General features: G+C 40.7%; 21 protein-coding genes and 1 pseudogene. 2 read left to right on the forward strand and 20 right to left on the reverse strand.

Translation table 11 applies throughout. The annotated features are described in order from the left end of the window. Window positions 1-310, forward strand: a pseudogene (locus VRK28_RS02605) (hypothetical protein); the annotation flags it as partial. Window positions 311-384: 74 nt separating this feature from the next. Here VRK28_RS02605 and VRK28_RS02610 read toward each other — a convergent pair. The 16 genes from VRK28_RS02610 to VRK28_RS02685 all read right to left on the reverse strand — a co-directional run bounded on the left by VRK28_RS02610 (window position 385) and on the right by VRK28_RS02685 (window position 20,032). Then, window positions 385-765 carry a VOC family protein gene (locus tag VRK28_RS02610; protein WP_062565593.1) on the reverse strand — a complete coding sequence of 127 codons (381 nt, stop codon included), beginning with the start codon at window positions 763-765 and terminating at the stop codon, window positions 385-387. 322 nt (window positions 766-1,087) lie between these two features. After that, window positions 1,088-1,522: a GNAT family N-acetyltransferase gene (locus VRK28_RS02615; protein WP_062565595.1), complete on the reverse strand. Its 435-nt coding sequence runs from the start codon at window positions 1,520-1,522 to the stop codon at window positions 1,088-1,090. Between the two features lie 63 nt (window positions 1,523-1,585). Then, window positions 1,586-3,124, reverse strand: coding sequence for an EAL domain-containing protein (locus tag VRK28_RS02620; RefSeq protein WP_082710908.1), 1,539 nt, complete (start codon window positions 3,122-3,124; stop codon window positions 1,586-1,588). Window positions 3,125-3,283: 159 nt separating this feature from the next. After that, entirely contained in the window at window positions 3,284-5,242 is a 1,959-nt protein-coding gene (locus VRK28_RS02625; protein ID WP_062565597.1) for a methyl-accepting chemotaxis protein, read from the reverse strand. Between the two features lie 285 nt (window positions 5,243-5,527). After that, entirely contained in the window at window positions 5,528-6,139 is a 612-nt protein-coding gene (locus tag VRK28_RS02630) for an FMN-binding negative transcriptional regulator (RefSeq protein ID WP_332393215.1), read from the reverse strand. 61 nt (window positions 6,140-6,200) lie between these two features. Then, window positions 6,201-7,343 (reverse strand): aspartate-semialdehyde dehydrogenase, encoded by a 1,143-nt coding sequence (gene asd / locus VRK28_RS02635; RefSeq protein WP_062565599.1) that lies wholly within the window; start codon window positions 7,341-7,343, stop codon window positions 6,201-6,203. Window positions 7,344-7,462: 119 nt separating this feature from the next. Then, on the reverse strand, window positions 7,463-8,359 hold the full coding sequence (gene yegS / locus VRK28_RS02640) for a lipid kinase YegS (RefSeq protein WP_332393216.1): 897 nt from the start codon (window positions 8,357-8,359) through the stop codon (window positions 7,463-7,465). A 370-nt stretch (window positions 8,360-8,729) separates the two neighbouring features. Then, on the reverse strand, window positions 8,730-9,053 hold the full coding sequence (locus VRK28_RS02645; RefSeq protein ID WP_130167573.1) for a hypothetical protein: 324 nt from the start codon (window positions 9,051-9,053) through the stop codon (window positions 8,730-8,732). A gap of 159 nt (window positions 9,054-9,212) precedes the next feature. Beyond that, entirely contained in the window at window positions 9,213-11,846 is a 2,634-nt protein-coding gene (locus VRK28_RS02650) for a TonB-dependent receptor domain-containing protein (protein WP_062565602.1), read from the reverse strand. 78 nt (window positions 11,847-11,924) lie between these two features. Next, the gene (locus VRK28_RS02655; protein WP_062565603.1) at window positions 11,925-14,678 is read right to left on the reverse strand and encodes a hypothetical protein; all 2,754 of its coding nucleotides are present in this window, start codon (window positions 14,676-14,678) and stop codon (window positions 11,925-11,927) included. A gap of 290 nt (window positions 14,679-14,968) precedes the next feature. After that, window positions 14,969-16,276, reverse strand: coding sequence for a tetratricopeptide repeat protein (locus VRK28_RS02660; protein WP_062565604.1), 1,308 nt, complete (start codon window positions 16,274-16,276; stop codon window positions 14,969-14,971). A gap of 17 nt (window positions 16,277-16,293) precedes the next feature. Further along, a complete protein-coding gene (locus VRK28_RS02665) occupies window positions 16,294-16,899 on the reverse strand; it encodes an energy transducer TonB (protein ID WP_054552071.1) in 606 nt (201 codons plus the stop codon). A 12-nt stretch (window positions 16,900-16,911) separates the two neighbouring features. After that, window positions 16,912-17,325 (reverse strand): ExbD/TolR family protein, encoded by a 414-nt coding sequence (locus VRK28_RS02670; RefSeq protein ID WP_036971869.1) that lies wholly within the window; start codon window positions 17,323-17,325, stop codon window positions 16,912-16,914. Window positions 17,326-17,370: 45 nt separating this feature from the next. Beyond that, window positions 17,371-17,898: a MotA/TolQ/ExbB proton channel family protein gene (locus tag VRK28_RS02675; RefSeq protein ID WP_054552070.1), complete on the reverse strand. Its 528-nt coding sequence runs from the start codon at window positions 17,896-17,898 to the stop codon at window positions 17,371-17,373. A gap of 3 nt (window positions 17,899-17,901) precedes the next feature. Then, window positions 17,902-19,269 (reverse strand): MotA/TolQ/ExbB proton channel family protein, encoded by a 1,368-nt coding sequence (locus VRK28_RS02680; protein WP_054552069.1) that lies wholly within the window; start codon window positions 19,267-19,269, stop codon window positions 17,902-17,904. A 10-nt stretch (window positions 19,270-19,279) separates the two neighbouring features. Beyond that, on the reverse strand, window positions 19,280-20,032 hold the full coding sequence (locus tag VRK28_RS02685; protein WP_062565605.1) for a DUF3450 domain-containing protein: 753 nt from the start codon (window positions 20,030-20,032) through the stop codon (window positions 19,280-19,282). 304 nt (window positions 20,033-20,336) lie between these two features. Between VRK28_RS02685 and VRK28_RS02690 the strand changes: the two genes are divergently transcribed. Further along, window positions 20,337-20,822: a GNAT family N-acetyltransferase gene (locus VRK28_RS02690; protein ID WP_062565606.1), complete on the forward strand. Its 486-nt coding sequence runs from the start codon at window positions 20,337-20,339 to the stop codon at window positions 20,820-20,822. 125 nt (window positions 20,823-20,947) lie between these two features. Here VRK28_RS02690 and VRK28_RS02695 read toward each other — a convergent pair whose 3' ends face one another. The 4 genes from VRK28_RS02695 to fucP all read right to left on the reverse strand — a co-directional run bounded on the left by VRK28_RS02695 (window position 20,948) and on the right by fucP (window position 26,160). Next, entirely contained in the window at window positions 20,948-21,553 is a 606-nt protein-coding gene (locus VRK28_RS02695) for a DsbA family protein (RefSeq protein ID WP_062565607.1), read from the reverse strand. Continuing rightward, the gene (locus tag VRK28_RS02700; RefSeq protein ID WP_240701533.1) at window positions 21,554-22,633 is read right to left on the reverse strand and encodes a diguanylate cyclase; all 1,080 of its coding nucleotides are present in this window, start codon (window positions 22,631-22,633) and stop codon (window positions 21,554-21,556) included. A gap of 19 nt (window positions 22,634-22,652) precedes the next feature. Beyond that, window positions 22,653-24,542, reverse strand: coding sequence for a methyl-accepting chemotaxis protein (locus tag VRK28_RS02705; protein WP_062565609.1), 1,890 nt, complete (start codon window positions 24,540-24,542; stop codon window positions 22,653-22,655). Window positions 24,543-24,888: 346 nt separating this feature from the next. Next, window positions 24,889-26,160: an L-fucose:H+ symporter permease gene (fucP, locus tag VRK28_RS02710; RefSeq protein ID WP_062565610.1), complete on the reverse strand. Its 1,272-nt coding sequence runs from the start codon at window positions 26,158-26,160 to the stop codon at window positions 24,889-24,891. Between the last annotated feature and the right edge of the window lie 92 nt (window positions 26,161-26,252).

Below are 26,252 nucleotides of genomic sequence, written 5' to 3' on the forward strand. Positions count from 1 at the left end.
AAATACAATTAGTTGCAAGCCAACCGTCAGTTCGTCAACAAATATATACGCATATAAGACATATGTTATGTATGAAACCATGGCTGTGTATGAACTCAGCTGGATTTTCTACCTAACGTTCATCTTCTTAACAGCCTTTGTATTTTTAAACATGATGGTTGGTGCAATTTTAGAAGTTATGTCTGAAGAGCATCGTAACGCCCGTGAAGAGCAAACATCTGATGCCGACATGCCTGCAACCAAAGGGCAAATTGCTCAGCTACAAGCTGAAATGGCTGAACTCAAACAACTACTGAAAGAAAAGCAGTGACGTTTTTGGAGCTAAGCTTTTTAGATAATAGTTTTTAGCTATTAGGCGCTAGGACCTAGACCCTAGCGCCTTTTTTACCCTCGCTTTTCTACCTTCCATGGTGGGTTTAAGCGGTTTTCTCCGGCCCAATATAATTTAATTTTATTCCCTGATGGGTCTTTTAGAATTGCTTCTGTCCATAAATAACGCTGGGCTGTTGGCGGCTGTTCAAAGCTAATACCTTTTTTAACAAGGCTTGCATAGAGCTCATCGAGCTGCTCATGTTCAAAATAAATGACCGCACTATTACTAAACTCTTCAGTTTCTAATGACAGCGAAAATGTAGCATCACCATCTGGGCATTGAAAGCGTGCGTAATGCGGTGTATCTACTATCTGAATCATTCCTAGTGTTAAGTAAAAAGCTACCGCTTCATTCATATCCTTTACAGGTAACGTCACCTGATTGAGATTCATTTGCTACTCCCATGTAATGCTTTATTCGTTACATCAGCATATCGCGTTCATTAAATTAAGCAAAAGATAAGTTATGAGTTAGCGAGTTGCGAGAGTAAAGTTAGCGAGTTACGAGAGCAAAGTTTGTAGGAGGCGTTTCAACGCCGAACAAGTAGCAGCGATTTTACATCGCGTCCTAGAGCCTTAATCCTAGCGCCTAATGTTTTCTTTCGTAGGCGTGAAACTTGTTTCGCGCGTTTGTAGGTCGTGCTTTAGCGCGTAATTTGAAAAATGTTCAAGGTTTTGTCGCCATAAATGGCGACCTACATGGCTGAAGCCGTTCCTACACGAGCTCCATATGCAATATTGGAAAAGGCTTGCCCATATCATCTAAAGGGGAACGTGAGGCAACTTTAAAACCCATATGCTGATAAAACCCAACTGCAAGTGGGTTTTGCTCATTTACATCCACTTTGTTGGCGGCTAATTGCTCAACCGCAAAGTTAAGTAGGGCTTTACCTATGGCCTTACCTCTTGCGGCATTTAAAATAAACAACATTTCTATTTTGCACTCATGTACGCCAACGAATCCTAAAATTGTTTTATTTTCATCCTTAATGCACTTTAAAGTCACATTAGGAAACGCCTGCTCAATGATGATTGGCTTAAAAAAGGCTATGTCGTCTTCTGTTATAAAATCATGAGTTGCTCGTACTGAGTTTTCCCATACAGCAAGTAGCTCTGGGTAATCTTGAGCGTTCACATTGTCTATTTTCATTATTTGCCATTTTGTTCTACATTGATTGCCGGTTACATACTAATGTGTAACAGCAAAATAAGTCTAGAGCGTTTGAGCATTGTCATTACCAACTAAAGCACTTTGTAACTCTTGCAAAGACAATGATTTATAAAAATACCACCCTTGTATTTGGTAATCCTGGTTATGACTCTCGATAAAATTGTACTCGTCCACAGTTTCAACCCCTTCAAAGATAACAGTTCGGTTCAACTCTGAGACTAATGACATTATCGCCAAAATCATTTTTTGCTTAACACCATCTGTAATTGATTGGGTAAATACCTTATCTATCTTGATTACATCAAAGTTGATTTCTGTAAGCCACACAAGGTTAGATACCCCGGTTCCAAAATCATCGAGCGCTATTTTAAAGCCATATTTTTTAGCCTTTAAAGCGAAGCAAGCTAATAAAGTTAATGGCAGGCCAATGCGCTCTGTGATCTCTATCTTTACTTGCTCACTCCTTAGCTCATGCTTACTGCAAAGCTGATGTAAGTAATCTAAAAACTCGGGGTTTTCAATTTCATATGCATTAACATTAATTGCGACAGAAAAACCATGATCGGTTTTCATAATTGGTGCTAATTCTTGAAGGGCCTTCGTCGCGCATTCATAGGCCAACATAGGATACAAAGATAACTGCTCAGCAACACCTAAAAATAGTTCCGGTGAAACCTGGCCATGTATTTCGTCTTTCCAGCGGACTAAACTCTCAACACCAATTATTTTGTTAGTTTTAACATCTATGATGGGTTGATACTCAAGATACAACTGTGCATTTTTGATTGCACTTCGAAGTCTGAATTCCATGGAGTTTTGCATATCAAAATATGAGCTCAAAGAATAGGCTATTAAAAAGCTAATTAAACCAAGCATACATATGATCAATACAGATATATACAGCGGGAAATACAAAATACCTGGGCGATTATTCTCAGTGACAACACAATAAGAAAATTGTGTACTACACGTTTCTACCTGTTGCGTTGGTAAAAATGTTTTGCTGTTAAATTGATATTGGGTTTCATAGTGATGAAAAACATACTCTTTATTTTTAGAAATAATTTTAAATTCAAAGTGCTTATTTAATTCATCAATATGTTTAAAAGGCTTGTTTACAGTGAATGCGATGATATCGTCACGTTTAGTGACGTCATACTTTGTTTCTACCGGAAAAACACCCGCAACCTCTGCTGCAAAATCATATCCTGAAGATGAATTATATAATTGCTGAGTAAGTAAAGTTGTTTTATCTAACTTACCCCAATTTGCAGAGCACTTAACCTTACCTTTTCTAATTAAACCTAGATCATGAACGTATTCATAATTTGCCAAAATCACCCGTAATTTATTAATGGTTTGAGTGTCACATTGACGAGATGATATCTGTGACGCGGCATTTATTGCTGATGAGATATCTGCAGATATATGCTCAGCCTTATTTAATAAAACGTTCGAAAATTGCTTTTGGTGTCTTACCTGAAAATAACTTACAGACACATGAAAAACGCAGGTTAGAAAGAACATTAGTAAACAAACAATAAGTGGCAATTTGTTAAAGTTGAATGTTCTTCCCTGCATAGCTCATTACTGTGTTGTTGGTTGCTGTTAAAAATTAATCATATTGTATTATTAAATCAAGTCCTAGAACCTAAAACAGGTAATTATTATTTGATAAATTGATCCAGCTCGTAAGTCTACTTAAAAACAAATAGCAACAATGTTTCAATAATGCCTCACTTACACTTTAAATTTACCCACTAAATCTGTCAGTGTATTCGATAACAGGTTTAGTTTCTCTCCATTGCCTCTTGCACTATCGGCAATTTCGCTTACATCATCAGCCGCATTTTTTATTTCAACAACATTGCGGTTAATGTCTTCGGCTACATGCTGTTGCTCTTCGGCTGCAGTGGCAATTTGTGTATTTAAATCGCTAATATTGACGATAGACGCGGTTATTTCGCTAAATTGTTGCTGTGCTGAATGAGCTAAATCAACTGTTTTGTTTGTACGGTTTAAGCTGGTTGTCATCTCTTTAGACACTTGATCAGACATTTTACGTAACGTATCTAACTGACTTGCTATTTCTTCTGTTGATTCTGAGGTCCTTTGTGATAACGCACGCACCTCATCTGCAACTACCGCAAACCCTCGACCATGGTCGCCTGCCCTCGCCGCTTCAATTGCTGCATTTAAGGCTAACAAATTGGTTTGCTCTGCAATGCCTCTTATCACGCTTAATATCGACATGATGTTTTCGCTTTCAGCGTCGAGTTGGTTTATATCTTGGGTTGCTTTGGTGATCACCTCAGACAAAGACACAACACTATCAACCGTTTCAGATATAACACTTTGCCCAAGCTCAGAGGCCTGCTGTGTTTGCGATGCAAGCTCGGCTGCATTGGCACAACTAGCAGATACTTCATTAGCAGTCGCTGCCATTTCATTAATTGCTGTGGCCGCCATTTCAAGGGCTTGTTGTTGCTGTGATGTTGAGCCAGATAACTGTGCCGCCTGTGATGATGTTTGCGCTGAGGTATCACTAACATTTTGCGCACAATCATTAATTTGCGTGACTAAATCCGATATTAGATTCAAAAATAAGTTAAAGCTGTTAGCCAGTTTGGCCGTTTCATCGCGTGTTTTAATCACTAAACGTTTAGTTAAATCACCACCACCTTGCGATATCTCGGTAAGACCATCACTTACTTCAACAATAGGTGCAGAAATTAATTTAGAAATATAGCTAGCAACTAAAATGAACACAGCAATCAAGATTGCACTGATGACTAAAATAGTAATCGTCATTGCGTTTGCAGCACTCATCACTTCAGATTTTTCAACTAAACCTATAAATTTCCAGCCTAGTTCTTGCGAGGTGTAAATATTCGCTAAGTAATCTTTGCCATTAATGTCAATTTCAAATTGCCCCTGATTATTATCAGCGAGCTGTTTGTATTTTCCGTTATTGACTTGTGCTAGCTGCTTAAACCTGTAATCAGCATTTTTAATGTCAACGAGTATATTGCCACTATCTTCAATCAACATTAAATAGCCAGTTTCACCAAGTTTAATGTTCGCAATAATATCGGTAAGGCCCTGCAAGGATACATCCATGCCCTGCACACCAATAAACTCTCCTGCTTGTTTAATCGCTTTAACAGTAGAAACAATGACCATGTCATCGGCTGCCCAATAATAGGCATTGGTTCTTACCGTTTTACCATCTGCTGCTTTGCCTGTTTCGTACCAAGGCCTTACTCTTGGATCATAATTCGCTGTAACTTCACCCTCTGGCCATTGAATATAACCGCCTTGCTCATTACCCATATAAATATAAGCAAGTCCCGGGTGGGTGGCGCCAAAGTGATCAAACAAACTAAAGGCGTTTTGTTCGGTGCTACTACCACTTAAATGATCAAGCTTTTCTGCACTAGGTGACTGTATATGGGTTTTAACGCCTTGCTTGGCGTCTAAGATAGCGGCATGGGATGCAAGGTAATCGACGTTTTTTTCGATTTCGGCAAAAAACATACTGATACCATTATCGACTTGTCTTGCTTCTCTTTGACTAAGCTCGGCAAAACTATCGAGGGCTTGCTGTCTTGTTTGTGTAATTACAAGCACAGCAATGATGATGAGTGGCAGCACAATTGCTGACGCAAAGGCGAGTTTTAATTTTTTTGAAATGTTCATAGCCAACTTCCAACTAAGCACTTAAGAAAATATAGTGAGGCCTTGGAAGTTCGGCAAATAATTAAGTGTTTATTTTTTCGGTGCAAAGTAGATTAGGATAAATAAAATCAATCAGTTTTACATATCTTCTAAGATTGCTTTAACTCGAATCTTACTTTCTCAAAATATGACATTTAGTTGACAGATACATGGAATGTACTAACTTTAGTTTAAGTAGTTAACATGCTTTTAACAAGGCAGTGCTTGATACTTTCCAACCAATTGGCAGCATTTGCGGGATGCAAATTAGCTGCCTATTCCTACTTCATGTTTAAGCATATAGCTAAGTAAGGCTTGGGCATCTGGGTGTTTATCTGATTTTAACCCTGTTACAACACCTTGTTGATCCGCCGCCGATTTATGCTGGCCTAACTTCTCTTTTGCCTGAATTGAATCAAGTTCGATTTTAATACCCACTATGCCACGGAGTAACTTAGCTTGATAATCAGCTGGCAACAAACTGGTGTCGTTTAAAATACTTGGCTCGTATTGGCTAATTAGTTCATCTAGGCAGGCTAAGGTGTTGTCATCATCGAGGTATTCTACTTTGCCCTTGGCATGCACCGCAGCGTAGTTCCAAGTCGATACAGCTGGCTTCTCACTATACCAAGTCGGTGAAATATAACTATGTGGGCCATTAAAAACCACCAATACACGGGTATCTTGCAAGCTTTTGCCATGACGATTCGCTCGTGACACATGACCATATAAGGTACCAAACTCGCCCTCATCGGGTTTATACACTAATGGTAAATGAGTTGCCTCAAACTCACTATCAACCATCAATGCAAAGCTGTAGGTTTTGATGAACTGCGATACTCGCTCTGGTGTCATTTTCCATTTATTAGGGGTGTGCATTACTTTCCTTTAGTGCTAAAAAAGGCCAGCAAACTGCTAGCCTTAATATTGAGTTGTGTGATTAATGTTGACCATCAACAATAATGCGTAACATACGACGAAGTGGCTCAGCTGCACCCCATAACAGTTGGTCACCCACTGTAAATGCACTGATGTATTCTGGTCCCATCGCTAATTTACGAATACGACCTACCGGAATAGACAGTGTGCCAGTTACTTTTACAGGCGTTAAATCAGTTGATGTAATGCCACGATCATTCGGGATCACTTTTACCCACTCATTGTGAGAAGCAAGAATTTCTTCAATTTTCTCAACGCTAATGTCTTTGCGCAGCTTAATTGTCATTGCTTGTGAGTGACAACGCATTGCGCCAATGCGAACACATAAGCCATCAACAGGGACAGGTTGTTCGCTACTACCTAAAATTTTGTTCGCTTCAACTTGCGCTTTCCACTCTTCTTTACTTTGACCGCTTGGCATTGGTACATCAATCCAAGGGATAAGGCTACCAGCTAGAGGAACACCAAACTGGTCTTGTGGTAAATCGCTTGAGGCAATTTTTTCGGTGACTAACTTATCAATCTCAAGAATCGCAGCATTTGGATCTGCAAGCTTGTCTGCCACTGTTTCGTGAATTGCACCCATTTGCGCAATTAACTCTTTCATGTTGCGTGCGCCTGCACCAGAAGCCGCTTGATATGTCATTGGGCTTACCCATTCAATCAAGTCTTGCTCAAATAAACCGCCTAGGGCTAATAGCATAAGTGATACGGTACAGTTTCCGCCCACATAGGTTTTAACACCTCGCTCTAAGCCTGCACTGATAACGTCTTTGTTTACTGGGTCTAGCACAATAATACTGTCGTCACTCATACGCAGTGCCGATGCCGCATCAATCCAATAACCTTGCCAACCTGATTCACGTAATTGCGGGTAAACGGCTTTGGTATAGTCACCGCCTTGGCAAGTAACAACAATATCCATCTTCGCAAGCTCAGCGATATCATTGGCATCTAAAAGCGGTTTAGCAGGACCCGCAAGATCAGGACCTAATTGACCGGTTTGTGAGGTGGTGAAAAAAGTCGTGTCGATATTAGAAAAATCATTTTCTTGCTGCATACGTTCTAATAACACAGAGCCAACCATGCCCCGCCAACCGACTAATCCTACTTTTTTCATTGTTTGTTCCACTGTTTGATTCATTCAAATTACCTAAACTGTTAAAAATTAAAGTCCATTGCGTGAGAGTTTAATTTTTACAGAAGTAATCTAGCATTGCGGCCCAAGCAAAACCAGCGCTAACCGAGTAACATCAAAAATTTTCATCTTAGCATTGGACATGCGTCTGGCAGCACTAAGTTAAGCGCACCAACATGCACTTCAAAACGCTGTTGTTTTGAGGTGATTGGCTCGCCATCTAAGTTTATTGGCATTTCTGTTTGTGTTTGCCATTCGAGCCATGGCACTTGAAAGCGTTTTACCCACTGTTGTGATGAATTAGGATAATTGCTTAGCTCTTCGATAACCGCTGGTACATCTGAAATTGCAAATGATGTAAACGCCACTAAATCAACCAAGCCATCATTTATGTACGCATGTGGCGCAAGTGACTGGCCACCGCCCGCTTGGCGGCCATTACATACGGCAGCGGCAATAATATCGCCCGAAGTACGTTCACCATCAGGCAGCGTTAACTCGCCACTGTAAGGGACAAAACTCAGCGCTTGTACAAGACCAGCCAAGGTATACGCCCCACCACCGAGTAAGTTTTTCAGTGCAGGCGGTGTGGTTGCGGTAATTTTTGCCCCAAAGCCAGCACTGGCTACGTTCACAAAATAACGCTTATCAACCTCTACGGTATCAATTGCATGCGGCTGACCATCTGCGGCAAGTTTCAGTGCTGGCAAGTACCCATGAGGAATATTAGCGGCTGTAGCAAAATCATTCGCTGTGCCCATAGGTAAAATAGCAAGCTCTAAACGTTGTGACTTTTCCAGTTTCATTAATGCATTAACGGCTTCATTAACGGTGCCATCACCACCAGCTACGACAACACGTTTTACACCCTCTGCCACGGCTTCATTAATAAAGCGCTCAATGTCACCGCCTTCATAAGTAACACGCACTGCAAGTGGCTGACTGGTTCGAAATTGACCGATAGCGTCACGAAGCTGCTCATCAGCCGCTTTTTTGCCATTTATAATTAACCGTAAGTCCATTTTTAATCCCTGTTTTAACACTTAGAACTACCATAACACGCAATGGTTTAATATACCCAAACTACCTCAAGATGCGAGTTTCAGTTGGAATTAAAAGCGATTTAGGCAAGGCATTGATTGCAAGTAATAGTGGTTCTATTGTTAAAATCAATAACGCAGTATAAATCGCTTTTAAACCAACCCTTTGGGCGCTTCACAGGCACTTACTCTCATCGTTGTTACTTCTTAAAAGGGACTGCCATTCTTGCAAAGTAACGCCTTGATATTAAGCACCTGTGAAACGCTGAATTCTGCATCTTGAGGTGGTTTGGGTATAGAAACAAAAAAGCCCTGCTAGTGCAGGGCTAAATCAACGTTAGGATTTATACAATTAAAAATCTAAAGATGTAGCTATTACTGTTAATTGATCATCAGCATCATTATCACCGCAATTTGCATTTGAATTAGTAATAACGCTTCCATCCATCTCAACAACGGATAATTTTAAAATCTTATTAGCCAATGCTGCATTTGTAATTAAAATCAAATCACTTTCATCTTTAATATCATAAGTATTTGAAAATTGAGCTAGTGAAACCTTTACCTTACCATTTGAAAGCTTATACAGCTTATCTACATATCCTTCACATTGGGTTGCATTAACTGAGAATGAGCATAAAGCACTTAAAATCACTACTGATAACATGTTCTTCATAATTAACTCCATTGTTCCTTGTTAAATCAGCTATAAATACTCATATATTTCCATGACAGTTGTATATTATTTAAATTACAAAAAAATTAAAAAAGCCCTGCTAGTGCAGGGCTAAATCAACGTTAGGATTTATTATTGTATCCTTCCTTGGTCAGAGATTTAAAACTGATATTTGTACTCAATTGAGAACTCAGTGCCTTTCTCTTTAGAACGAGTTAAGGTACCCGCTGACTCTATTTCAGATTTTGCGCCCAAGATATTCGTCACTTTGAACTTCAAGCTTGAGTTGAAATCAGGGAAATAGGTGTAGTTAAAGTCTAGAGAGTGGAAAGGTTGCTCCATCCAGTCTTCTTGACCTTCAATGCCAGGAATTATAATTCGCTCACCAAATACGTTATAGATTAGTGTTGAAGCATGTTGCCCACTAGGTGCGTCATAACCTAACTGCATATTCACAACATATTTTGAATGACCCGTCATGCGACGTGTTGTATTTGTAACCGCTGCAGAAACCCCTGTTTGTTCAACAATCGCCTGACGGTCCATGTTGATTTCTGAGTCACTTAAAGTCACGTTACCTGTCATGAACACGTCTTGCCAGAATCCACCTAAGAAAGCGAAATCTTTCAGGTATTCAAATTCAACACCAGCAACATAACCATCTTCTGCATTAGCAATACGTACCAATGGTGGACCATCTTGTGCAGGTGATTGAACAGACTCAATTGGATCAACCATGTCTTTATAGAACACACCAACAGAGAAGTTCTCGCCCGTATCAAAATAGTTTTCCCAGCGGAAATCATAGTTTTTGATTTGCGTTGTACGTAAACCAGGCGTACCACCTACAGGGTATTCAGTAAGCGGATCGATGTAAGTTGCATCAGAAATCTCACGTAAATCTGGACGAACAACTGTTTCACCATAGCTTAATCGCCACTGCGTTTCGTCGTTTTGCACATAAGTTAAAGCAAGTGCGCTATAAACGTCATCTTCACGGAATGCGAGCTGATCTAACTCATCATAATCGATTGAAGATGCAAGGCCACCAGTAAATGGGTCAAGAGGAACAGATACTTGACGGAAATCTTCCCAACGTAAACCACCGGTAATACGCCATGTGTTATTGAAGAAGAAATCAGCTTCGAAGTAGTATGCATCCACTTTCTGCGCTGACTTATAGTCATCGCCTGAAACCGTTGTGTCGTTTAAGATTGGCTGCGTTAGTGACGCGTTTGTAAGTACATCATCAGATAAAATGGTGTTTAACTCATTTCCGTTTAAGTCAACATCTGAGAATGCACGTGTATTGATATCAAAACGACGGTTAGTTGCTGAACGCTCTTTAGATATAAAGTCAGCACCTGATTTAAGCTCAACATCCACGCCATCTAACATAATAGGCAACGTAAAGTTAAAACCGTAGTTCTCTACTTCATCATCCAAATCTTGGAAAGTGTAACGTGCAGCTGTTGTTGCATTGGTTAATGCGCTTTCGTTTACTGTATCGTAAAACCCATCTTCGTTAGCATCAGTAACGATGAAACGAGTTTCCATGTTACCTGGTGCGTAACGGTTTGAGCGACCAATTGAATACTTCCAGTCAAAACCCGCGTAATTCAACCAATCAAAAGTATGCATACCTTTTAACTGATTAACGATCAGCTCACGCTCTTCATAACGAACATCGTACGAGCGTACACGCTTGTTGTCTGAGGTATTGTTGTTTTGGTCAATACCTAAACGGTCTGAAATTTTATCTTCAGTATCACGTAAGATTAATGCTGTGTAGTCAATTTTATGCGCTTTGTCATACTCAACACCAACAGTAACCATACCTGATGTTTTAACCGTGTGTTCTGTACTTAGTACTTGGTCATAACCACGGATCATGGTTGTTGAGTTTTCACCAATCAAGAAGCCTTGACCTTGATACTCATCTGCAACAACATGCTTATTATCATAACTAAGCGACGATAAGAAACCATAGCGCCATTTATCTGATTCGAAGCTATTACCTAATGTGGCAGTGAACTTCGTATTCGGATCAACCTTTGCTGATTTTGGATCATATTCGCGATTTAACGACAGTGCTAAAGCACGGCTTTGCTCAGGTGTTAAATCATCAAGCGATTGACCACTTTGGTATACATCAAGGATAGGACGTGGAATTTCGCGTGTGCCATCGTCAACACCGTACCAGTCATCCGAACCACCGCTGTATTCAAGACCATCATCAAAGTTATTGGTGTTGTAACCAAGCTGACCCGTCACATCAAATACAAATTGATCTGGAATTGATTTCAAACGAATATCAACGTTACCACCACCAAAAGACGCTGGCATTGACGGTGAATACGATTTTTGTACTGATAAACTTTCGATAATACCTGATGGAAATAAATCCAGTGGTAATACCGAACGCGTTGGATCTGGGCTTGGTACAGCAGAGTTATTTAACTGTGTACTTGAATATCGCTCACCTAAACCACGAACATAAATAAACTTACCATCAACAAGTGTTAAACCTGTTACACGGCGTAGCGCTGCAGCAGCGTCACTATCACCACTGCGTGAAATTTGCTCTGCACCCATAATATCAGCAACGAATGCTTGCTGTTTACGCTCTTCTAGAACAGCTGTTGCAGTGCCTTTTAAACGACTTGCACTAACAACAACTTCTTCAAGAACAGCTTCTTCGTCTACTTCAGCTGCGTGTGCTGAGACACTCAAGCCGCATAAGATAGCTGCGCTTAGTGCTGTTAAGCTGAACTGTTTTGAATATTGTTTCATGTTTACCTCTATCTGAAATAAGTTACAGAAAGTTGTTTAAAGGTGCTAAACACGTTGTTTAGCACCTCGCTTACTGTGTTATTCCAGACCTACCGTCCAACCTTCAGTCCAGTTGTTATCAGCAGATACTGCACCAATGTGCGTTGTTGTATCGAAGAAACCGTCGATTGCTTTAACGTCTGTCGCTGTTGTTGTATCGATAGTAAAGATACCATTTACAACTTGCGTTTGACCTGTAGCAACTAAGTTACCTAATGTGTTTGTCCACCAGTTCTCAACACTGAAATCTACACCGCTTGGGTCTTTGAAGTTTTCAGAACATGCAATCACTGATGATTTAATCATTAAAGTACCATCTTGGGCATTGTTCACTGTTTCACTTTCACCTGAAGCAGCACCTTCAATCTCAAGACATTCGCCCATACCTTCAGGGCCCGTTACGATTGCGTTATAGATTTGCGCTCCCGTACCTTCACGGAAGTACATACCTTCTGAGTCATCTTCACCATCAAAGGTATTACCGATAATTGTTAAGTTAGCAATTGTTGGGTTTGACTTAGGTGTTTTAGACGGTGTAGAACCATCGTTGTCTGCTTCAATACCACGGTTGGCGTCTGAGTTATCAGCTGCTTGCTTAACAAGAATGTGCTGCATTTTACCTTGGAAACCATTGTCCCAGTCGATGCTGTCATCTTGAATGCTTGTTAGTACTAAGTACTTCGCTTGTACGTTACCACCGAAGAACTCAACACCGTCATCCGCATTTTGGTGTACTTGTACATACTCAACAGTTGTACCAGAACCAACACCACCGAACGTGATACCGTTTAATTCGTTATCTGGTGCGATTTCGTAACCACCATTCATCACACGAACATAACGCAGCGTACCTGAGTTATCCGTTGTATCAGTACCACCGAACACGGCACCTGACTCAACACCTTCAACTTGAAGCGCACAATCGCCTTCTGCTGGACACTTGTTTGATGGTGCGTTACCAAGAAGAACTAAACCGCCCCACTGACCAGCTGCTGTAGTACCACCCATAACATCTTGGCTTGAAGTGAATGAGATTGGCTCATCTTTAGTACCGTTAGCATTAATTTTTGAACCACGGCTAATTACTAAGTAATCATCGCCTGTACGACCATATACTGTTACACCTGGCTCAATTGTTAAAGTAGCTGAATCTGCATTATCATCACCTACAAATACTGCACCGCTTAATGCGTAGTAGTTACCCGCAGTAAGTGTTAAATCTGCGGTGATACGACCAGACACTTCACATGTTGTTGTGCTGCCATCAACTGGAGAAATTGACGTTGTACCTGATGGGCAACCTGCTACTGCTGGTGGTGCAGTTACTTCACCGCCACCGTAACCAAATGCCCAACCTTCACGCCAATCATCTGAGTCATTTAATGCACCAACAAAGTCAACTGTATCAAAGAACGCATCAACAGTATTCGCTACATCTTGGCCCGCGCCTAGTAATGGAGAACCTGCAATTGGTTGACCGTTTGCACCAAGCATTGGCTTATCATTAATTACGTTGCCAGATTGAGCTGTAAACCATGTTTCAAGCTCAAGTAACGTGTTGCCGCTACCATCAACTGGGTTTTTGAAGTTTTCGCCATTAGTACACGACATAAACGTATTTTGCATTAAGATAGTGCCATCGTTAGCGTTGTTAACTGTTTCGCTAGCACCGTCTTCCGCACCTTCAATTTCTAAACACTCACCCATTTCGTCAGAGCCAGTGATCACAGAGTTGTAAAGGTGTAAACCTGTACCTTCACGAAGGTAGATACCCTCTGCATCATCTTCACCGTCAAAGTTGTTTCCGATGATTGTTAAGTTAGAAATGATTGGTAATGATTTTGGTTCTTTAGACGGTGTGCTACCGTCGTTATCTGCTTCGATACCACGGTTTGCATCTGTTGAATCTGGATCTTGTTCAACATAAACGAATTGCATTTTACCTTGGTAACCATTGTCCCAGTCGATGCTATCATCGTCGATGCTTGTTAATACAACGTGTTTAAGGTTTACAGCACCACCGAAGAATTCAACACCATCATCTGAGTTGTTGTGAACTTGTAAGTATTCAACTGTTGTACCAGAACCTACAGCACCGAACGTAATACCATTTAGTTCATTATCTGGGGCAATTTCATAACCAGCGTTTTTAACAACAACATATTTTAATGTACCTGAATTATCTGTATTGTCTGTACCGCCAAATACAGCACCTGATTCAACACCTTCAACTTGAAGAGCACAATCGCCTTCAGCAGGGCACTTATTAGAAATACCATTACCAAGAAGCACCATACCGCCCCATTGGCCTGCAGATGTTTCTTCACCAACTACGTCTTGCTTAGAAGTAAAGATGATAGGGTCGTTTTTAGTACCTGTAGCTTCAATTTTAGAGTCACGGCTAACAACTAGGTAATCAGAACCGCTGTTACCGAATACTACCGCACCTGCTTCAATCGTTAATGTTGCACTGTCTGCTTTATCGTTACCAACAAATACTGCACCATCAAGTGCCCAGAATGCGTCTGTTGATAATGTTGTATCTTCAGTGATTACGCCTGAAAGAACTTGTACTGTCACATCACGACCTAATGCAGCAGACACTTCATTCGAAAGACTTTGGCTGTATACACCCGGTAACTCTTCAGTTGTTGGTGGTGTAGTTGGGTTAGTAGGTGTAGTTGGTTGCTCAACTGTTTCTTCTACGTTGATGTTGATATCACCACCGCCACAACCTGCTAGTGAGATTGCTGTAGCTACAAGACTAACCTTGAATAAGCCAGATAATTTCATTGTTCACTCCGTTAAGATAGATATTTAATTATTGTGTTAGCGCATAAACTCAAGTCACCAAAAAGCACTGAAACTTAATGCTTTTGGGTCACTTGAGTTTTAAACTGCGACTACCTTACGGGAGCTGTATGACAAACTAGTTACACTTTAATAAACATAAAATGACAATATTAATTATTTAAAAAAGAGTAAGTTAGTTTATTTTTGAAACGGAAAAAAGCCGCCCGAAGGCAGCTTTGGTGTTGCGATTATAAATTAGTTCTTTTGTACGCTTACCTGTTGAATACGATTTAGAGTAAAGCGGTACGTAATGTTTCGGCGTGCACTTTTTCACGCTTCACATACTTGATCCATTGCTCAGCTAAACGCTGCGACTTTTTGTGTTTTTCCGCTTGTTCAAACGCTAAAATCGAGGCATCAAAGTTTTGTAAATTGTACTGCGCCATACCTAAGGCAACATATACATTTGATTCGAACTCTAAGCCGCCTTTATCTAGAGCTTTACGTGCTGCATCCGCTGCTTCTTCGTATTTTTCAAGATTAATACTTACCTCTGCAATACGTTGTTCGTACTGACCATGCGTTACTAAATCAGCGGCTTTTGCAAAGTAAGCAAGTGACTTTTCAGCTTCTTTTGCTTGTACCATTGCTTCTGCAACAAAGGCATAGTTTTTCGCTGATTTTTCAGCGACACCGTCTTGCATAGCTTTACTCATCACGTTCGCCGCTTTAAAAGCCAGGCCGTTGTATAAATACACTTGTGATAATTGACGTAAATCTGATTTAGATTTCATGAAACCTTGTTGGTATGCCGCTTCTAAAATCGCTAATTGCTTTTTCTCTGCGCCTGTTTCACCGTACATGCCACCTAACTGAACCCAGTACTCTGGCTTGTTGTAAAGCTTAACTAAACGCTCAAGTACCTCGACCACTTTGTCAGACTGATTAAGTGAGTAGTACATTGCACGTTGTAAGATTAACCAGTTTTCTTTTGGCATTTCACCTTTGCTGTCGGCTTCTGCGATAGCTAGGTTAATGTTCTCAATGCCTTTTTGGTAATCTTTAAGCTGATAATACGCTTGAGATTTCAATACGTAATAAGCATCTGTTTTAGGCTTGTCGTTAATCACATCCCACTGTGCTAAATATTTGATTACCTTTTCGTAATCGCTATTAGCCATTGCAAGTTGCGCTAAGCTAAAGGTGGTGCTTACACGTAATGTTTCTGGGATCGCATCTTCGTTCACTACTTTTTCAAACGATGCAATTGCTTTATCAAGGTCGTTTTCGTTGTAGTAAATAAAACCATAGAAATTATGCATCATGGCAATTTCATACGAGTTCATGCTCGAAGAGCGCTCTTGAATACTATCAAGAGCTTCTAGCCCTGCTTTTGCATCACCATCATCAGCCAGCTTCTGTGCTCGTGCTAATTGGCTATACACTTTTTCGCGCAGTGCAGGTACTCGTTTAGTTTTTTGTTCTTGTGCGTAAGCTGTTGCCAGTGTTACACCTGGTAACATGCTAACAACGCTTGGGACTACAAGGCTGCTTGTGAAAGCAGCCGCGCAAATCACGGCAACTTTTAAAGGTTTCATAATCGCATTCCTCTTTTCTAACCGTTAATTTGGAAAGAAATTTTGTTCTGTACGCCCGCTACTTCAACAGCTTCACCGTTAACAACGCGCGGTTTATATTTAAATTTAAGTGCTGCATCCATCGCAGCGCGGTCAAACAATGACTCTGGTTCAGCTTTAATAACTTTCGGGTCACGTACTGTGCCTTGCTTGGTTACTGTAAACTCAACAATCACATAGCCTTCGATCCCACGCGATAAAGCTCGGCGCGGATAAACAGGCGCTACTTTTACAATCGGTAAGTATTCACCGTCGCTTGATTCAAGGGCTAAGCCGCCAGCTAAGTTAACGTCGGCTTCAACACTAGCACCAAAGTCAAAATTGGCATTGCTCGCGTTAGGATCACTGTTTTGCATTTGCGGTGATTCCATTGGCGGAGGTGGCTCTTTTGGCGTTGGTGGCTTTTGCGGTTTACGTTCTTTCTTTTGCACTGTCTCTTCTTTTTTCAGACGAACAAAATCAAGTACGTTTCCTTTTACGGGCTCAGACATGGCCCCTTCACCACCGGTGATCAGTGCCTGCATGCCTAAAAACAGCATGACAGTCACGATACCAGCGATGATTAATGCAACTATATAACGCATCGCTCACATTCCTTATGATGCTTCTTGCGCAGCAATCGACACATCAAATGCGCCTGCAGCTCGCGATGCATCCATTACTTTAATAAGTACATCGGTTGTGGCTTTTTTATCAGCTTGAATAACCACGCTACCTTGTGGGTTTTCAGCTTTTAAGCGCTCGATATTTGCTTGTACTGCACGAACATCTACTTGGCGTTTGTTGATCCAAATTTCACCTTTGTCAGAAATAGCAACTAAGATGTTGGCACGCTCTTTTTTCACTGCCGTTGCTGCTTCTGGGCGGTTTACATCAATACCGGCTTCTTTTACGAATGATGCTGTTACGATAAAGAAGATAAGCATGATGAAAACAACGTCTAGCATTGGCGTCATGTTGATTTCTTCTGCGTCGTCTTCTTGAAATAAGTTACCTAGTGGCGCTCTCATTGTTAGTCTCCTAATGGGTGATGCTCACATCACCCTAAAATTCGTTTAGTGGTCTAAGACCATGTTGTCTTCAAGTAATTGCACTTCGCGTTTTGCACGACGTTGTAAGAACGTTGATGCGAAAACCCCTGAAAGTGCACCCACCATACCGGCCATTGTTGGGATAGTGGCTTTAGACACCCCTGATGCCATCGAACGTGCACTGCCTGTGCCTGTGATTGCCATTACATCAAATACTTCGATCATGCCGGTTACGGTACCTAACAGACCTAAAAGTGGACATAACGCAACCATTACGTTGATTAGCGCAAGGTTATTATTTAGTTGCATGCCAGCGCGTGAAATCATCGCTTGGCGAATTTGCTCTGCGTTCCAGCTGTTACGCTCTGCTCTATTGCTCCAAGTGCTTTTTACGTCTTTCTTGTAGCGTTTAAAGCCACCAAAGAAATACATAAAACGCTCAAGTATCAATAACCACATCGCGAAGATGAGGACCCCGATGACCAAGAGAACTTGGCCACCTGTGTCGAGGAAATCACGTAGAGCATTGATTGCATCAATCAATAGCACCATGATTTATGCTCCTTTCTCGCTTCGCTCTGCGATGATACCTGCGCTTTGCTCTTGTAAAATCAACAGCATATTTTTAGAACGCGTGTTAAGAAGTGTGTATAAGAATACTGTTGGAATAGCCACAACCAGACCAAGTACCGTTGTTACAAGTGCCTGAGAAATACCACCCGCCATTAGTTTAGGGTCACCTGTACCGAACAAGGTAATTGCTTGGAAGGTGTTAATCATACCGGTTACCGTACCTAGTAGACCAAGTAGTGGTGCTACCACAGAGATAATCTTAATTAGTGTCAGGTTACGAGTAATTTTTGGCATTTCACGAATGATTGCTTCGCTTAATTTAAGCTCAAGCGTGTCGTACGCTACATCTGGGTACTGATCTTTCACTTTCATTACGCGACCAAGTGGATTGTCATCACGTGCCACTGTGTCTTTAAGCTGACGACGGATTTTACTACCCATAATCATCAGAGATACAAAACGCTCAAGTGCAATTAGTAAAGCGATTAAACCAACACCTAAGATGATGTAACCAACCGTACCACCTTGGTGAACTTGCTCTTCAGTATCTGGTGCTTGTACTAAAAGACCTAAGATTGAACCGCCAGTTGGGTCAAGTGCAAACGGTACAACACCTGAGTTTGCTTGTTGTAAATCAGCTGCAGTTGCTGTGTAACGGCTGCTTGGCTGACGCGTAAGCTGGCTGATTGTATTTGTAGCCGGTGTGTACTCAAGGTATTTACCATCTGCGATTAAGTTAAATGCACCAACACGCACCACTTCTTTTTGTGCTTTGCTGCCACCTTCAACGATTACATCTGTTGTAAAGCGAGATACTTTACCTTGTTCAGTCATTTCGCGTTGTAATTCAAACCAAACTTTTTCGATATCATCGATAGAAGCAAGCTTTGACGTTGAACCCATTTTTTGTGCTAGCTCATCCATGAAGTTACTACGACCAGGAAGCTCTGCAGAAACAACTGACGTCATGAATTTATTGCTTGAATCGCCCGCTACTTGTTGTAACACACCGAATAGCTCTTTAAGTGAACCCATACGGTTTGAAAGCGTGTCTGTTAAGTTAGCTAGCTTTACTTCGTTTTCTTCAAACTGAGTTTCTAATCGCTCAGATTCGTTAAGCATTGCAGTACGTTTTGCTTGTGTATCTTTAAGCATTTGTACTTGTTCGTTTTGACGCGCCATGAACTCTTGTTCACGTTGCTTATTCTCAGCGCTTTGTTGTGCTTTACCTTGCTCTAATGTTTTTAGTAATGAGTCTAAATCCATTGGCTCAGCCGCTAGGCTGCTACCAGCAAAACCAAGGCCAGCTGCAAACACGGCCATTTTTGTCATTTTCGTTAATAATTTCATCTCAAACCTCTTATTCAGCAGCGTGGACTGGCAGTGTTAACATATCTGGGGCAAGTTGCTTACGTGCAATGCGTAAACCTTTGTTGATTTGGCTGATTGCAGAATCTGGTAATTCAACAAACGATTTTGTTTCTTTATCCCAGCTACCTGCTTTTTTGCCGTCGCGTGTTAAATAAATAAGTTCTAAACGACCGATGCGTAAGAAATCCACTTCGCGCTCTTGGCCATCTACATTAAGTAATGCTGTGTACGCTTCGATAGTGCGACCGTAATCAACTTCTACTTGGTAAGCTTCAAGTAAGCGGCGGAATTTTTCACTTGAAGTGATGTCTGCGCGGTCCATCATTTCTTTTAATGATGCAATACGCTTGCTACGCTCTTCAGTTAAGAAAGGTACGTCTAGTGCAACAAATTGCTCAAGACCTGTGATCATACGCATCATTAACGGCGTGATTTGACGCTCGATAACCGATACCTGATCCATTGACTCGTTTAACGCGTCCATTTCAGCAATTTGGTTGTTTAATTGCTTAGTAAGTTGCGCGTTATAAACAGTTAAGCCGTCAATTTCTTTATTAAGGGCTTTGAATTGTTGTAAACGACCTTGCATTGAATCTGCAATCTTGTCGATTTTAGTTTGTGATTGCGCTGCAGATTTGTTTATCTCGCTGCTTTTATCAATTACTTTATCTAGATCGTTTGCATGTACTGCTGCAGATGCCGCTACAATACCTGCTAAAATCAGTGGTTTAACGCCTTTCATCGCATACACCTTTACTCGTTAAGTTAGCTTAATTTGCTAGTTGGGTTGTTTTATTGTGCGAAAGGATAACGATGAAAAATGACAAGCATGTTGCGCAAAAAATACAAAAATATGACAGCTGTAACAATTAGTTTATATTGGGCAAGAATAAGGCAAAAGTTGCAGAATTGTGTCCTTATTAATTTTCAATTTTTAGCTTTGGGTTCGGTTTGTTACCCTAAAGAAGGGTAAAATACTAACAAAGTAGAATACTAAAAAGTTTCTTTGATATATTACAACTCAAAATATATCTGAGATAAACAGTATGGGTAAAGTCAGCTTCTTAAAATTAAACGGTAATATTGCAGATCAAGTTATCAACCTCAAAGTTAAAGAATCTCAAAAGCATCTTATCGACAACAATGCCGAGTGGATTATTCAAGCTATTTTCAACGAAGATAGTATCAGTTATGGCATTTATGTAGATAATAAACCTGCTGGTTTAATATCTTTAATCGATCCAAGAATACTCGAAGATTTCGATGAACATTTTCAAAAAGATTATCTCTACTTGTGGCGCGTTATGGTTGACTATAATTTTCAAGGTCTTGGGCTGGGAAAACAAGCAATTAATTTTAGTAAGCAATACGCCTCACTCGTAGGTTTGCAAGGTGTGTCACTAACCACAATGGATAAAGAAGATGGTAATGCACTTTCAATTTATCAAAAGCTTGGATTTGCTCCAACAGGAAGAAGACTAGATGATGAGATTGAATTGATTTTTAATTTTGAGCATATACATTTGGCCTAACTCCCTGATATATGATCTTTATTTGAGCTATTTTCATCTTCGGGCTCGTTACAAAGCCAAAACGAGGTTAATTATCACGTTTGGCTTAAAACTTTTTAATTCAATAGGCTTAACCAGCAACCAAATTAAATAACGTCTATAATTTGCTGATAATTGCTTTGCCAATCTAAATAATTAACCGGGATAGCAGCATACTTCCCTTTATTTTCAAGGACTAAAGATGGAAAACCTTGAATAGGTAAGCTTCTCGCTTGGTTTATTTCGGCCATAAGCAATGAATTTATTTTTTCACTTTCAATTTCTTTAATGAATACGTTTTTTTCTAACCCAATTTGCTCTGCAAGGCTTGTAAGGGTGCTGATGTCAGATGGATTTTGTGCATCTAAGTAGTAGGCTTTTTGAATGGCGTGTAGCATCTCTTGCTCTTTATTGTGCTGCCTTGCAAGAAGCACAGCACGGCATGCAGGGTAAGTAGAGCGTCGTGGTTGCGCGGTATGCCAAAACTCATGATTGAATGGCGTGCCAAGCTGCTGTTCAATACGTTGCCATGTTTGCTGTAAAAACTGCTGCATATCTTTTGGCATTGGCTCATCTGAATCAGGCGCGAGGCCACCCACTTTATATTCAATAGCAAGTTTATCGCCAAGGGCTGCTTGGAGTTTTAACCAGGTTTCTCTGTAGCCCCAACACCAACTACACATTGGGTCGTATACATAAATTAACTTTGCCATTTAGCTTATCTCAGTTAGATCAGAGACCACTACATTACGCCCTTTTGCTTTGGCTTTATAGAGGTTGTCGTCAGCTTGTTTAATCGCTTTACTAAATTGGCTACCACGTTCTAGGCTGGCAATACCGATACTACAGGTAATAGTCACAGACTGCCCCACATCATAAGGGATCTGTTTCTCGGCGACATAACTACGCAGTTTTTCAGCCACGGCATGGGCAATATTAAGCCCCGCTTTTGGTAGCAAAATAATAAACTCTTCGCCGCCATAACGGGCTTTTATATCTGTGCCACGTAACTTATCGTGCAGCATAGAGGTAAAGGCTATTAATGCCTGATCGCCAAAGTCATGACCATAAGTATCGTTAAGTGATTTAAAGTTATCTAAATCAATTAATAATACCGACATAGGTAAATAATTAGCCGCTTCAGCTTCAAGGCGCGGCTGAATATGCTCATAAATGTAACGACGATTGGCAAGACCTGTTAGCGGGTCTGTTAATGCATCGCGTTTTTCTATTAAAGTAATGTCAGCAATTTTTTGATGGCTTTTTTGCCTAAAGTATTCACTGATCCCAGAAAACAAAATCACCATAGAGAAAGAGGCTAAAAAGCGTGAGGTTTCAACTTGCCCGTAATGCGCTTGCCCGAAGTTGGGGCTAAACAGCAGTGCAACTGCACTAGCATACATAATCCCAACCAACACACTGCCCACTTTTAACCCTAAGGTGACATAAGCCACAATAGGGTAAAACATAAGCCAATATAAAGCGGTGTTTTCTTTGCCGCCGGTGTATACCAATGCTACACAGAGCAGCAAAATGATCGATAAAATAATGCAGCTTACAGAGACTAAAGCACCAGTGCGAAAGTAATAGAGCATGCACAGCACAATAGTTATATCGCTCACCACTAACATAATAGTGAGCGGTAAGGCGTAAATTTGATAGTTAGATAACACTAACGAAGTGATTAATACGATGGCAAAAAAAGCCATGGCAAATAACGTGAAGGCACGACGCTGTTTATCCGCCGTGTCGACACTGTTTAAAGTAATGGCATTAAGCCAATTTTGATCCAAAATTGCAGTCTCTTAACAACTAAACTTTAAATTTAAGTACCAATTGCTCAAGCTCATAGAACTGGGCTTTCAATTTAGTGCACTCATTCAAGGTGTTATTAAGATTGCTTTGACCTTGATTTGAAAGCTCACTAATTGAGTGTATATCACTGTCTAGGCTTTGAATCACTTGGTTTTGCTCAGTCGTGGCATTGGCAACACTGTGGTTCACCTCATCAATTGACTCAATGGCACGGGTTACCTCAGCCATTTTATCGCCTGCTACATGAGCTTGCTCAACACTCTTTTCACTGTCGCGGATACTGGCCGTCATAACTTCAACGGCAGACGCAGAACCTTGTTGTAACTGAGAAATGGTGTCTTCGATTTCTTGTGTTGATTGTTGTGTACGGTGCGCAAGTTGGCGTACTTCGTCGGCTACAACCGCAAAACCACGACCTGCTTCACCTGCACGTGCTGCCTCTATCGCTGCATTAAGTGCTAGCAAGTTAGTTTGCTCACTCACACCTTTGATCACTTCAAGTACTTGGCCAATGCTTACAGTGTGTGCATCTAAGCTATTAATGGTTTTTTGCGCCTGCTCCATATTACGAGATAAAGCATTAATAGCTGATAAGTTGTCAGCTAATGCAGATTGGCTTTGTAATGATTGGCTGTTAGCACTGGTTGCTAACGTTGACGCATTACTTGCACTATTTGAGATTTCTACCGCACTCGATGTCAGCTCATTGATTGCAGTTGCCACGTTATCAGTACGTTTTGTTTGGTCAGCATACATGTCGAGCGTGCCTTGAGTTTGATTAACTAAACTCTCAACTAAGCGCTCAAGCTCAACGGTGGTATTTTTAACTTGCTCAATTGATGTATGAATTTTCTCGATGAACGCATTAAAGTAATGGCTTAGCTCGCCAAACTCGTCATTGTTTTCAACCTCAAGACGGCGGGTTAAATCCCCCTCACCCTCTGCAATATCTTTAATTGCATCGTTTAAGCGCTGCATTGGACGCATTAAATAGCGAAGTAAAAACTGCATCATTAATACAATCGCAACTATACCTAATAGCATGTAAATAGCCGCCATATTTCTAAATGAGGCAACTGATGAGTAAGCAATTTCTTCGTTGATCACCACACCTAAATACCAATCAACGTTTTGAATTCCTTTGATTTTGGTAAACGATACTAATTTATCTAAGCCACCTACCTGTACTTCAACAAACTCAGATTGTAACGACAAGCTTTTACCGAACAAGTCACTCATGTTTTTGTCGTTAAATTTAGTTTCTGGGTGGCTTAAAATGCGCCCTTCACTATCTAGTAAAAAGCCATAACCAAACCCTAAAAAGTCAATTTCGTTGACGATTTTAGTGATGGTTTTCATGTCGATGTCGGCACCTGCAACACCGCTAAACACACCGTTAGCTTGCATTGGCGCTACGGCCGAAATAGTCAGTTCATTGGTGGTTACATCAATATACGGGGCAGTAAAGGCTGTGTTTGTTTTGTTTTCAACAAGCTTGTACCACGGACGTGTTGTTGCATCGTAGTCAGGTGGTAAGACAACAGATTGGTCATTCAATACAAAGGTACCGTCGGTGATACCGATGTAGGTATTTTTAAAGCTCCCCGCTTTGTCGGCAGTGTTCAGCTGAGTAAGTGTAAGCTCTTTGCTATCACCAAGTTGATAGGTATCAGCAACTGACGAAACAATGGCTAATTTAGCATTTAACCAGTTAGCTATATTTTGCGACACTGACTGAGAAATCTCTTGAAGAACAAGCGAAAGCTGCTCCTGCGTTTGGCTGCGCATAGAGATGAAGTTATTAATGGTGAATAAACCGAGCACTATCACTAAAACCAGTGATGCAGCCACAGTTACCTTGGTGGTAAATTTAAGAGTGCTTTGCATGACAAACCTGTTTGTTATTTTTTTCGTTGTTAGCCTCTTTATATTTAACAAATTTAAAGCTCTTTGTCTTATAAAATTAAGCTAAAACTAGAAAAACGTTCCTTTTATTAAAGTACGCTTTCTTTGAAAATCAATTACTTTGTTAACGGCAGCCAATTTCACTTCTTAAGTCGTATTAATAAAAAAGCAGCAAAAAACCACTTGGAACGTTCCTATAAATTATTGCTTAAACCGTCCCTGAATACGTATTCATTAAATCATTCTGTCATCTAGTTTTTTCGGTATAGCAAAAAAATGGCACAAAAAAACCCCGCAACTCAGTGCGGGGTTTTTATTGATAGTAATTTTAGCCGATGCGTTTTTTCCAGCTATCAGCTAAACGTACAACATTTAAGCCATACCAAGCGATAAATGCATAACAAATCACTGGTACAAAGAAGCTTTGTTGGATGTTTACTGTATCAGCAACTACACCTTGTACTAATGGTACTAAGGCACCACCAACGATTGCTAAACATAACCAACCCGAACCTTTACTGGTTAGTGAGCCTAAACCTTCAATAGCAACAGAGAAAATAGTCGGGAACATAATTGAGTTGAATAAACCAATTGCAAGTACAGAGTAAAGCGCCACATCACCTTCAGTGAATATAGTCACTAACAGCAATACAATAACCATCATGGCATTAAAGAATAACGCTTTTGAAGGCGCAATTTTTTGCAGTGCTGCAGAGCCAATGAAACGACCTACCATTGCACCGCCCCAGTAATAAGCAATTAAGCTTGCAGCCGCATGCTCTTCAAGGCCAGCGATGTGTTCTTCGCCAAAATAGTTAACTAAGAAGCTACCAATTGAAACCTCTGCACCTACGTAACAGAAGATACCTATAACACCCATCATTAAATGAGGTGCTTCGGCAAGGCTGTGGCCTTTCGCTTTACAGTCTTGCTCTTCTGTATGCTCTGCAATCACTGGTAATTTAAAGAAAGCAAATACTACAGCAATGGTCAGTAGTGCTGCTGCAAGCATAAGGTAAGGCACTTTTACAGATTCTGCAGTTGCTGCGTTTGCAGCTAGTGTGCCTGCTGTACCAAAGAATAAAATACCACCCACATATGGACCAACGGTGGTACCTAGTGAGTTAAGTGCTTGAGCTAAATTTAAACGTGACGACGCCGTTTTTTCAGGACCTAACGCCACAACATACGGGTTAGCAGATACCTGTAATACGGTAATACCTGCTGCTAGAACAAATAACGCACCTAAGAATAACCAGTACTCATGCACAACAACCGCTGGGTAAAATAACATACAGCCAATTGATGCCACGACTAAGCCGGTTAGTACGCCATTTTTGTAGCCCATTTTTTTAACCAACATACCCGCAGGTAGCGAAACAATAAAGTAAGCACCAAAGAAACAAAACTGAACCAGCATTGCCTCTGTGTAGGTTAAATCGAATACCCCTTTTAAGCGCGGGATCAACACGTCATTTAAAACTGTAATGAAACCCCATAAAAAGAACAGGGTTGTCATTGCTGTCAGTGGTAGCAGGTAGTTTTTATTTTGCTGCGAACCATCGGCGACAAACGATTGGTTTGTATTTATTTCACTCACGTGGTTTTCACTCCGTTAACAAGTTACCTTTGATTCTACACATTGAAGTAAAAATAGCACAAAGATTTACTAGGAACGTTCCAATTTTTTTA

This window comes from Pseudoalteromonas sp. P80D2, from assembly GCF_036680945.1.
Taxonomy (GTDB): domain Bacteria; phylum Pseudomonadota; class Gammaproteobacteria; order Enterobacterales; family Alteromonadaceae; genus Pseudoalteromonas; species Pseudoalteromonas shioyasakiensis.